This window comes from Oscillatoria nigro-viridis PCC 7112, assembly GCF_000317475.1.
In the GTDB taxonomy this organism is placed as follows: Bacteria; Cyanobacteriota; Cyanobacteriia; order Cyanobacteriales; family Microcoleaceae; genus Microcoleus; species Microcoleus nigroviridis.
Window position 1 is genome coordinate 223,109 of the sequence record NC_019730.1, and the last position, 10,834, is coordinate 233,942.

At 45.4% G+C, this 10,834-nt stretch carries 12 protein-coding genes; all 12 read right to left on the minus strand.

Annotated features, from left to right (window positions below; genetic code table 11):
* Positions 1–174: 174 nt before the first annotated feature.
* The gene (locus OSC7112_RS33120) at positions 175–1,509 is read right to left on the minus strand and encodes a serine/threonine protein kinase (protein ID WP_015179777.1); all 1,335 of its coding nucleotides are present in this window, start codon (positions 1,507–1,509) and stop codon (positions 175–177) included.
* Positions 1,510–1,612: 103 nt separating this feature from the next.
* Positions 1,613–2,740, minus strand: coding sequence for a YopA family protein (locus OSC7112_RS33125; RefSeq protein ID WP_150111757.1), 1,128 nt, complete (start codon positions 2,738–2,740; stop codon positions 1,613–1,615).
* Positions 2,706–2,921, minus strand: a complete 216-nt coding sequence (locus tag OSC7112_RS33130; protein WP_015179779.1) for a hypothetical protein — start codon at positions 2,919–2,921, stop codon at positions 2,706–2,708. Before OSC7112_RS33130 ends, OSC7112_RS33125 begins: the two co-directional genes overlap by 35 nt.
* A gap of 112 nt (positions 2,922–3,033) precedes the next feature.
* On the minus strand, positions 3,034–3,315 hold the full coding sequence (locus tag OSC7112_RS33135) for a hypothetical protein (protein WP_150111758.1): 282 nt from the start codon (positions 3,313–3,315) through the stop codon (positions 3,034–3,036).
* An 85-nt stretch (positions 3,316–3,400) separates the two neighbouring features.
* The gene (locus tag OSC7112_RS33140; protein WP_015179781.1) at positions 3,401–3,817 is read right to left on the minus strand and encodes a DUF3024 domain-containing protein; all 417 of its coding nucleotides are present in this window, start codon (positions 3,815–3,817) and stop codon (positions 3,401–3,403) included.
* A 393-nt stretch (positions 3,818–4,210) separates the two neighbouring features.
* Positions 4,211–4,822, minus strand: coding sequence for a hypothetical protein (locus OSC7112_RS33145; RefSeq protein ID WP_317623968.1), 612 nt, complete (start codon positions 4,820–4,822; stop codon positions 4,211–4,213).
* Between the two features lie 336 nt (positions 4,823–5,158).
* The gene (locus OSC7112_RS33150; RefSeq protein WP_041623883.1) at positions 5,159–5,860 is read right to left on the minus strand and encodes a tyrosine-type recombinase/integrase; all 702 of its coding nucleotides are present in this window, start codon (positions 5,858–5,860) and stop codon (positions 5,159–5,161) included.
* A 75-nt stretch (positions 5,861–5,935) separates the two neighbouring features.
* Positions 5,936–6,100: a hypothetical protein gene (locus tag OSC7112_RS40505; RefSeq protein WP_190274471.1), complete on the minus strand. Its 165-nt coding sequence runs from the start codon at positions 6,098–6,100 to the stop codon at positions 5,936–5,938.
* 78 nt (positions 6,101–6,178) lie between these two features.
* On the minus strand, positions 6,179–7,924 hold the full coding sequence (locus tag OSC7112_RS33155) for a sulfotransferase (RefSeq protein WP_015179783.1): 1,746 nt from the start codon (positions 7,922–7,924) through the stop codon (positions 6,179–6,181).
* Positions 7,925–8,034: 110 nt separating this feature from the next.
* Positions 8,035–8,805 (minus strand): glycosyltransferase, encoded by a 771-nt coding sequence (locus OSC7112_RS33160; protein ID WP_015179784.1) that lies wholly within the window; start codon positions 8,803–8,805, stop codon positions 8,035–8,037.
* Positions 8,806–9,116: 311 nt separating this feature from the next.
* Positions 9,117–10,205, minus strand: coding sequence for a WD40 repeat domain-containing protein (locus tag OSC7112_RS33165; protein WP_015179785.1), 1,089 nt, complete (start codon positions 10,203–10,205; stop codon positions 9,117–9,119).
* Positions 10,206–10,802: an SMI1/KNR4 family protein gene (locus tag OSC7112_RS33170; protein WP_015179786.1), complete on the minus strand. Its 597-nt coding sequence runs from the start codon at positions 10,800–10,802 to the stop codon at positions 10,206–10,208.
* Positions 10,803–10,834: the final 32 nt, after the last annotated feature.

A 10,834-nucleotide genomic window follows, 5' to 3' on the forward strand; every position in this document is an offset into this window, starting at 1 on the left:
GGTAATTCGGGATAAAGTGGAGGACTTCGGACGGCACAGACTAGGGGGAGATTGCTCCCCGAGCGAGGAGACAGCCATCGCATTCGGGAAGTTTGGGCATGATGGGGCGGGTTGGAGGTTTGGTTGGGTTTGTCACAAACTGGAATTGGCGGCGAGATCGAATGGCGCTACAGCTCAAGCTCCTATTAATTTTCTCACTCCTTCAAGATAGAAAAGCCGGAGATGTTCGCTAAAAGCAGTAAAGTCAGGCTCGCCGTTTAAAGGAGTTCTTAAGAGTTCAACTTTCTCTCCATTTACCTCTGCCAACAAAACGAGTTCGTTTCCTGTTGCAGTTCCTGTAAATTTAGGACTAAAATTATTTGGTAAAAATTCGTTGGTAATGCCGTGACTTTGCGAGAACCTTAGTTTAGCCCAGTCTATTTTAACCCGAGCAATACCGCGACTTTTTAAGTTTATTGCCTCTGCATCGTGAATTGTACCAAAGCCTTTGCCAAGTTCGCCTGCAACAGTTCGACTTACGTTATAAAGCTCCTTAACGAGCTGTTGAGCAAGTTCTTTAAAAGACTGGCGTCGGGCGTAATCAGATGAAGTTGATACTTTATTTTGGATTTGAGCGATATATTGTTCGGCATTGCGAGCGTTATCCCTTGCAGAAATGCAAGCTATTAATGCTTGTTGTAGCTCCGGTATTGATTGCCATCGGTAGTCTATTTGAAATTCAAATGCTCTGTCAAAAATTCTATTAATTTTAGCCAGCCAACCGTCTGGCTGCCTCGCCAAAGCTTTTTGACTTTCCGGTCTTTGATGGGGCATTCTTCCTTCGCAGTCGAGCAAAGTGACAGGAGGCGAGCCGGCGATCGCAAAAAACAAAATCCCGCAGCATTGCGCGATATCCGCTCTGGGGTCGCGCTGCATGCTGCTGTTTACCTGAAGTTCGGGAAGCGCTAAAAATCTGTTTCCCAGTTGCTGCCAAGCGGGCGTCAAAATAGTATTGCCAGCATCGGATTCGTTAAATGAAATGCCAAAATCTATGACAACCGGATCGTTAATGTCATCGCGTCGGATGATAATGTTGTCCGGTTTGATATCTCGGTGTACAATCCCAAGATTGTGACAGTATTGTATAGTCTCTAGAAGTTTCAAAACAAGATTAACAGCATCCGCAATCCCCATAGGTTGAGTGGGCTCTAGGATTTCAGAAAGCGTTTTTCCTTCAACAAACTCAGCAACCATGTAAAGCGGAACATCGGCAGCAAATTGGTCTGAATTCGATTCAATTAATCGCGGGATGCCGGGGCAATCGAGGGTACTTAACGCAGCGACCTCTCTGTGCATTCTCTTGCGCCTTTCAGGATCTTTCTGGTTTTTGAGTATTTTTAATACCCCAGGACGATCGTTCGTGGGAGAATCTTTAGGTTTGACGAGAAAAGTATCTCCTTGCCCGCCTCCCCCAATCGACCTGATAGTTTCCCATCTTTCCTCCCAAGGTTTGTTTTTCTGTTTGACCACAGTCTTTGTCCTTCTTTTAAAACTTTGGTTGCTTATATATTTCTGATGCCCGCAGTGCGATTGCTCCGAACGATCGAGTCGGCGGGCATCAAGCGCGAGAGAGCTAAAGATAGGGATAATCAAACAGCTTTAGCAGGACAATCTCCAGGTATTGCAGACCGAGACTCCATGCCTCCACTCCGATTTCTTGCGAAGCTCCGCATCCTTTATGGCGATTTTTCGGGTTGTGATGAACGATGGCGTTCCGTATTTCAGTTATCGCCTGCGGGCCGTCCGCCCAATTTTGCTTGTTCGCTAGCTGAATTAAGTTAGTTAAGCCCACGGGAAGTGTTAAGTCTATCCCCAAAGATGACAGCAATAGTCTCACTTCATCGGCGGCTGGGAGTTTTTGAAACCCATATTGACTGAGGCTGCGTTTATCTTCCACCAAAAAAACCCATGCCAGTCGTTCTAATGCTGCTTGCTGCAAAACGATCGCACCATTTACTCCTCCAGCTTGCTTTTTACTCTCCACATACCAGTGAATAGAGTCTTGCACTAACTCCCGCCAATTTTTATCCTGCCACCGCTGCATAAAACCGGGAAAGGTTTCAACTAGATCGGTTGAATCCGTTGAAAACCACATATCAGTGTTTTGCCAAGAGTCGGCACGGCAAGCAGACCATTCCTCAAAAACCTGCGTCCCTCCGGCATCAAAACCAGCAATCAGCATGGGAGCCAACCACAGTCCTCTGGCAAATGAAAGGTAATAAGAAAATGCTTCTAACAGGTCGCGGGCATCGTCCATTGAGAAGGGGTTTCGTTCTAACCGCTCCAGTTTGCAGATATGGGTTAGGCTATAGCCGCCTTGAGACTGAAGCAACTCGTGGGTATCCCAATTTTCGGGAAGAGTTGCTAATACTATCCGCCAATCTCCAGTCTGAAAGACAAACTGCCCGTCAAATACCGATTCCAACCAACCTTCTAGTTCTTCTTCCTCTTCGTCACTCATTCTCCACGTGTTGGAAATGTCGAAAAACGGAAAGTTAGGTAAGTGAAACACTAAGGAAGTTAATTCGTGACCCTTGCCTTTAACAATTGCTTCGCAGGGATAGCCCGATATTATAGACCTATGGTTTCCCCAACTTGTTGTCTGTGAAATGCGAACTTTCACGGTGATGCCAATCTCTGTCAGTTTCAGAGTAACGTCATCCCAATCAATTCGCGCCGGGCGTGAAATGAGTGAACTCAAACTTAACGCACGGAGACGGGAACCACCCAAAGATTGTAGTTGCTTGACCTTCAATGACCTGTTCGCCTTTAATCAACTCAGCGAAGCCTCGGTACAGTTGTATGGGCTGATTGGGATGCTGACCTAAATAAAGTGTGGGTTTAGGAAGATGATTGCTCGGAACCGAATTAGCAGCATTCATATAAAAATCTTCGGAGTTTTGTCTTAGTATAATACAGTTTATACTACACTGCTGAGTTTCGCACTTAACGCAATTCTGCACTTAGAGGCAAACCCACACGCATCCACCTCTCTCAGATGCCGTAGCCGAGATACTGATTTTCCGAGGACATGAGGTAAAGAAAGGCTAAGAAACGCCCGGTAGAGGCTTGGTTATTGGAATCAAAACGCCAGTACCCCATCTCAAGTTTGCGGTACTGCATCCCAATCGATCGGGTGTTGGCAACCAGAGCGCGGGCATCGGATCGATCGGTGATGACAAAGGAACTGCTACTTTTTACGCTCGCCCACACAATCGCCTCCAACTCAACATCACTCAGCATTTTGGGTTTCATCCCGTACAAATCATTCAGCACAAGTTTGACCGAAAGGAAACACGAAATACTCCGTCAGGAGAGCCAATTCGATAATTAAAAGAACGCTCGCCAATTAGAGCAACGATTAAGGATGTAACAGGGGATTGTTTCTAATTTCCGATAAACATTCTTCTAAAGACAAACCATGCAGAATTTCCCACCATTGCCCCGTATGTCTCATGTAGGCAACATTAAAACAATCTTGCCCAACATATTCTAAGCGGGCGGAGCGAGACTCAAAAGACGGGGAAATCGCCCTCGGACTTGGACAATTATAAGTTGAGCAGAAGTAAAAATAGTTGCGATACCACTTGCCAAAGATATCCGTTCGATAGTTGAAATCATGGTCGGTGGGTGGAGAGTCGATATATTTGGGCTTAAATTCTGTTTCAATTAACTCATTACATTTTTGTGCGATTAATTGTTTCTCAGTATCAGGCACTGTAGGTTTAGACTGTTTGGGAGAAGAAGAAAGCCAGAGCTTTTTTGCTTTTTTTGCCATTGAATTTGTTCCCCTGATTATCTAGGTAGAATTGAAACGACAAAATCGATCGTTCGACCTATTGTGAAGGTAGTGGCTGCTTGCAACAACCTTTGTTGGGCTACTTATCAAGGCGGCGCGAGCCTCCAAGTAATGCGAGCCTCCTCAGGTCAAACGGCGCAATCTATGCCTTGACTGGGGGCGGTGCGGATGATTTGTAGCAAGCACGCAGGCACGCACTTTTTACGCGATTGCTACTTTCCAATAGCCAGCACGCTCTCGTATTGATAATACTTAATTTTCCCCGCGAAACTGCCGCGACTCAAAACTTTTGGCTCCATCCCATACAAATCCCGTAGCAGAACCTTGACGTTCGGAAACACAAAATACTCCGTCAGCTTCCCAATCCGGTAGTTAAAGGGTTGATACCGATGTTTGAAGTACAGCTCGACATTCCCCCGGTGTTCCCTCGCGTCCCAGCAGGTTTACCACTACATCCGAGTAATGCGCTCTCACATCCCGCTGCACTTCGGCTATCCGTTCCTCAATCTGACGAGTAGTAACGCCAATCTTGTAGAAAATGTTGCCGTCAGCTTTCACCTCTAAAAAGTAGAGCGAATTGATTAGAATCCGACGAAGCTGCGCAAGGGTAATCAGCAAATCAGCCCGTCGTTCTTCCAAACAAGATAAACCCGCAGCTTCAGCAATCTCTACAGAACCTTCTAACTTCACTAACTCCGACAACAGCAAGGGTTCTTGGACTCGGTTGAACAACGCCAGGGGCAATGCACCAACTGGGATTTTACCCAAGTCGGTAAACTGGTACAAGCGATCGCCCGACGATTCCAGCAATCCTTTGAGTTCCCACCGCTCGTTTACCAAGTCTTTGGGAATCGGTCGGTTTTGGGCTCCGTACTCTTTCCACAGCACTTTTAGTTGTTCTAGTTCCTCACCCTTGAGTTCGATGTTGAAATGCTCGTAGAGGGGAAGCGCGGGAAACGCTTTGGTTTTAATCCGCTGTGACACGGGCTTGCAAGTCTCAAGAGTGTGCGCTTGCGTGATGTTCTTTCACTGACCCCTTTTTCGCTGTGAGAGAGCCGCCACAGTAAAGGCACGCAAGGTTAGTTTTTCCGCGCGCAACATCATCGATGCCCGTCAGGGAGCCACTGAGAGCAACACCAAATTTTAGCCACATCGCCTGTCAATTCTCCTTTGAGCCGGTTTTGTAGGTGCACCCGCTCTCGCGTGGACCAACGATTTTAACAAATCCAGGGGTGAGGGCTTCTGCCTTGGGAAAGAAAGCGACCGACAAGTGTAGCAAAGCGTCAGGAGCGCTTCTGCTTTTGGGGGAAAAAGCGACCGTCACCATTCGGGAATTTCTTCGCAGGTAGAATCGGTGAGGGCTTGTGACAGTTGGTGAGGGGGCAACGGATTTTCTGGGCTTGGGGGAGCTGAATCAGGATAAGTGGATTTCCTGACGTAGGAAAGGGTAGAGAGTGCAGAGACGGCCCCGCGCACTTGGTCGGGTCGCACTTCTAGATATTTTTGCAACTGTTCGAGGTTGCGGTGGCCGCTGATTTCTTGAATAATCCGCAGCGGAATCCCGGCGTTGCTCATCTGGGTCAATGCCGTCCGCCGCAAGCTGTGGGTAGAGGCGCCGATGATGCCAACTTTCTCGCAAGCTTTCTGGAACAAGTGAGAGGCGGATTCCGGGTTCGCGTGCTTCCAGCGGTGGTTGAGGTGGCGGCTGGGGAACAGGTAGGGGTGATCGGGATGTTCGTAAGTTTCCAACAGCAGCCTCAGCTCTTGGATGATCGGGATAGTGCGGGTGCCGAGCTTGCCTTTGGTGTTGCCTTTGCGGATGACCATTTCTGAGCGGATGGCACCCGCTGGAGTGAAAACATCGATGACTTTCAAGCTGCAGGCTTCCGCTACTCGGCAGGCGGCGTAGAGGCAAATACCGAACACGGCGCGGTCGCGATCGCTCTGCAAACCATCGTTAAACAACAGTTCGATTTCCTCTTGAGTGAGGATTTTTGCTTGCCCGTGTCCCTCTATCTTCATGCAGGCGTGTATACCGACCCGACACCACAGAGTTTGCCACAAATACTGCATTGCTGCATCGGTCGGGGGTATTTCTTAATGCGGCGGTTGAGGCAAGGCGAGGCTGAGAAAAGGGCGGAACTCAGCACTCTCCAGGGGGGGCGATCGCAGTCTGGTTCGTTGATATTGTTGGTATTGATGCAAGCGCTGCTGAGGTGAGGCAAAACCGCCATCGAGCATAACATCACTGGTACTATTCACCAATGGGCAAATTTTTTTTGATTGAATTCGGAACAGCAGAGCGCCTGAATTGATAAAAATTGCCCATCAAGTTGCTTGCTAAAATAATGAAGTACATTTATATCCAAGCTTTTCCAAATTTTTCCAATTCATCAACTCAATAGTCTCCAACTCAGTAACACTCAACTCATCTTGCCAAGCATTAATTCTGTCACTCCCAACCGGCTCTAAAGTATTGGGATGCCACACCATCTGACTCGGCGGAACTAAACCTGACTCGGCATTTTTGTGATAAAATTCCAGCATTAATTCCTGAAAATCCACCCCAACCCACTTGCAGATTTTAGCTAACTGTGCTGATGGCTCACTTACCAAATCTTCGTAAGAAACTAAATAAAATTGCTCCCATTTTTGATGGTATTTTTCGATAATTTTAACAACTTGATTCCACTGGTGCGTCAGTCCCGCTACCGTTTTTATCCCCGGCCACACTTCCCCCCTTTCTTGCTCTTTTGCTACTAATTTTTTGATAGAACTGTAACAAGCCCGAAAATCTCGCACAATCAAAATCACCTTAACACCCGGAAAATATCTCCTGATTTTTCCTAATTGATAAATGTGAAAAGGATTTTTGTCTCCCCAAACCGAAGCTGTCGGGTCAAACTGCTGGCGGTAAGTTTGATAAACTGTAGAAACTGCTTGAGCGTAACTTAATTGCTTGTTATTTGTCAAGTTATCTAATAAAAGCTGTGGGTCAACATTCCACTCCCCAAACCTGTGAAAATTGTTGTTGTAAAGGTCATTTAAAAAAATTTTAATTTGAGGCAGTAAGTCGTTGACAGCACCGTATTTTGACTCTAGGGCAACAAAGAACAGACTTTCAGGGGGAATGCAGATATCTGGATGCGCTGTTAGCATTAAACGCAGGAGAGTTGTCCCCGAACGTTCGGCTCCTATTACAAAAATCGGACTTGATACGGTCGATTTGTTGCTGGGTGAATTAGCCTTAGCGTCTAAAAAAATGCTTGACTGGCTGTTGGGTGAATTAGCATCCGCGCTCGAAAACTTACTCCTATCTATTTTATCATTAACTTGCTTCGGGCGCAAGCGAAATTGACCGACAAGTTCTACTCCCAACTCCAATTTGTCAGCAAGTCCGCGGCGTTGAAGCGCCTGTTCGACAGCGGTGCGGCATAATATTATTTGCTCTGCCCGATGCTGGCGAGAAACGGTTTGCTGGTGGATGCGGTAATAATAAAGCGGTTTGTTGATTTTTCTAATTTCTGTAACTTCACTCAGCCGCAGGCACAATTCGTAATCGACAGCACTGGCAAATTTTGGGTTAACACCGCCACAATTATTGTAAGCCGAACGGCGGATTAACCGAAAGTGAAAAACGATCGGATCTACTAACAGTTGCTCTGGCGAATAGGGGATTTGGCAGAGAGGGCCTTCGTCGCCAACGCAGTCGTTTTCGTCGATGAGTAAATAGTTGGTGTAAACAACTCCCACTTGAGGATTTGCATCTAAAATAGGAACTGTTTCTGCTAGTGCTTTGGGGGCGAGCAAATCGTCGCTATCCACGCAGCCAAAGTAAGGAAATGTGGCTTCTCTAATGGCGGCCATTAGGGAATAGCCCGAACCTCGGTGTTCGGCGGCGAGGACTTTGATTCTGGGGTCAAGTTTGGCGTAGTTACGGGCTATATTGAGAGAGTTATCTGTGGAACCGTCGTCCCAAATTAAGAGTTCAAAGTTAGGGTAAGTTTGAGCGAGAACGCTTTCTATGGCAGCTTTGAGGTAGCGTTCTCGGTTGTAGACTGTCATGACAATGGAGATGGGAGTCATACAAGCGATTTTAGATTTTAGATTTTAGATTTGGGATTTGGGATTGAAGAATTGATGATAAGGGCGATGCACGTTGCACTTTATACTAACTAAAGATAACTTAGTCCTGCTCAACTTGTTTCTTTGGGCTGGCGTTTGTACAGAAAAAATCGACTGACGATATCTACTTCTAATTCAAATCTTTCGCTCAATCCACGTCTTTGAAGCGCTTGTGCAATAGCTGACTGAGATTCAAGAATTTGGTCGAGTTGCTGTTGAACTGTATGCTGGGAATGTCGGCGGTAGTAGTAAAGAGGTTTGTTGAGGTGATAGAATTGGGTAATTTCTGAGAGTCGCAGGCAGAAATCGTAATCTTCAGCGCGGTTGAATTCGGAGTTGATGCCGCCTATCCTATCGTATAATTGGTGGCGAAATAAGCGAAAGTGGAAGGTCATAAAGTCTACTAACAGCCTGTCTGGAGAGTAGGGTATTTGGCTGCGGTGTCCTAGTCCTTTTACTTGAGTTTTTTCATCGATCGTTAGACAATCGGTGTAGACTACTCCGATTTCTGGCTGTACGTCTAATACGGCTGCGGTTTCTTGGAGGGCGGTGGGTGCGAGCAAGTCGTCGCTGTCTACCCAACCTATGTATGTTCCTTTGCACAGTGTATGAGCGGCTTTGAGAGCAATTCCTCTGCCTTGGTGGGGGGCGGCTGTTACTTGAATTCGCGCGTCTTGCTGTGCGTATTTGCGGGCGATAGTGAGACTGGAGTCGGTGGAACCATCGTCCCAAATTATCAGTTCAAAGTTGGGGTAGGTTTGGGCGAGAATGCTTTCTATGGCGGCGCTGAGGTATTGTTCTCGGTTGTAGGTGGTGGTAATGATGGAGATTGAGGAGGTCATTGGGGAATTCCAAGCAGTCGCAGGTCGATCAAATTAGTAAAATGCTAAAATGCTTTGATGTTTTTATGCAGAGGTTTGAAGGCAGATTTTCTGACTAAATAAATGTTAGCATTTGTTGAGAAAAATTGATAGTGCAATCACCCGTGATAATATTTCTGTAAGTACAATCGCACAAATGCGCGATATTTTTCCAGTCTTTGTCTTTCGTTAACATTCTTTGATGGGCGATCATCACACAAATACGCGAACGAAAAAATAAATTCTTGAAAAGTAGCTGTGGCTATCGCATTTTCAGTCAATATCGCTCCCCATCACTCAATATTAATAGGCGGTGGAACTCCCCAAAGCTTGACAGTAGTGTCTTTACTTCCGCTACCTAGTGTTTGCCCGTCGGGACTAAAAGCTACCGTGTAAACAATATCTTGATGGTAAATAGGGCCATCATAGCCGCGGAAAGAACTAATCATTTTTCCGGTATCCAAATTCCACATACCAATCACCCACATCGGCGAACTTCCACTTGCACCTACAAGAGTTTTTCCATGAGGACTAATCGCTACTGAAACTACCATCTCAGATGTAGGTATGCTACGAATTACTTCTCCACTCAACAAATTCCACAATTTAATCGTTCTGTTTTCATGGACGCTGATAAGTATTGGTTCGTGAGGATGAAAACAAACGGCAAAGACAAAACCGCCCCCTTCATCTAAAGTGCGAATTTCTTGACCTGTTCTTAAGTCCCACAGTTTAACTGTAGCATCTGCACTGCCACTTACTAGAGTTTGACCATCAGGACTAATGGCTACAGAAAGCACCGAATTAGCGTGACCGATGAGGTTACTCTTTACTTGAGCAGTGCTTAAATCCCAAAGTTTTATAGTAGTATCAGCACTACTACTTACTAAGGTTTTGCTATCAGGACTAATTACTATAGAAATCACCGAACTGACATGACCGATGAGGGATTGGATTTCCTGACCAGTATTGAAATTCCAAAGTTTTATAGTGCTGTCTGCACTGCCACTGACGAGGGTTTTCCCATCAGGACTAAAGGCAAGTGATATCACTGCTTGAATATGTCCTATCAGAGTGTGGTGCTCCCGATCGCCATTTAAGTTCCTGACTGTAATAATACCGTCAGCACTCCCGCTAACGAGAGTCTTGCCATCGGAACTGAATAGGACTGAATAAACAGGAGCAGAATGACCTTTAAAGGTTCTCAGATATCTAAAAAAAGCATAATAATTTTTTTCTCTGACTGCCTGTTCTTGCTCTCGTTGTTCTTTCTCTTCTATTTTCTGCGATCGGTCAGGAGGCGACAAGACAGGTTGAGAGGGTAAGTGCAAATACTTAAAGTATTCATCTAATAAATATTGGCGCGGAGAAAGATTTTGCATCTAACATTCATCATCCATAAAATTTACTTGCGAATTAAAAGGAGAAAAGGTAAGGATCAGCTCTTGAGGTGACGGGCGCATCGAGTCTGGGAGAACTTCATAAGACTTCATTCCGAGACAAAAATCACGCACAAACTCATAAAAATCTCTACCTATCTTATGAACTTCCCCATTAAAGCAATCACTATTGGCTATGTATATATCATAGTTTTTATCTACTTTGTCATAAGTTCTGAGATCCCAAAAGACTACATCCTCGCTAGGGCTATCGCCAAAAATCAAAGCAGAATCAAGTAACTTTTTCAGTGAGGTCACCTTCAATATCTTCTCATGTCTTGGATCTGGAAATTTATTGATTTCATCTTTAATACTGTTCAGCAATAAATTAGACATCTCAAGATTAGGACAATAAATTCTCATGTACTCACCAAATAATCCTGTCCCAAATACTTGGCAAAATGTTTTGTAGTCAGCAGGTAACGTGATGCCAGTTTCAAATTCAAATGCTTGAAGTTTTTCTTCATTCCAGATTTCTGAACCTTCATCATTTTCAAAAACTTCTAACTCTGCGAGTAGATCTTGCCATTTTTCTATCATACAGTATTGTAACTAGATCCTAAAATGTGTTA

Coding starts and splice junctions, on each gene's coding strand:
- OSC7112_RS33140 (WP_015179781.1), bottom strand. CDS start 3,817: ATGGCAAAAAAAGCAAAAAAGCTCTGGCTTTCTTCTTCTCCCAAACAG.
- OSC7112_RS33130 (WP_015179779.1), bottom strand. CDS start 2,921: ATGAATGCTGCTAATTCGGTTCCGAGCAATCATCTTCCTAAACCCACA.
- OSC7112_RS33160 (WP_015179784.1), bottom strand. CDS start 8,805: ATGACCTCCTCAATCTCCATCATTACCACCACCTACAACCGAGAACAA.
- OSC7112_RS33155 (WP_015179783.1), bottom strand. CDS start 7,924: ATGACTCCCATCTCCATTGTCATGACAGTCTACAACCGAGAACGCTAC.
- OSC7112_RS33150 (WP_041623883.1), bottom strand. CDS start 5,860: ATGAAGATAGAGGGACACGGGCAAGCAAAAATCCTCACTCAAGAGGAA.
- OSC7112_RS33170 (WP_015179786.1), bottom strand. CDS start 10,802: ATGATAGAAAAATGGCAAGATCTACTCGCAGAGTTAGAAGTTTTTGAA.
- OSC7112_RS33165 (WP_015179785.1), bottom strand. CDS start 10,205: ATGCAAAATCTTTCTCCGCGCCAATATTTATTAGATGAATACTTTAAG.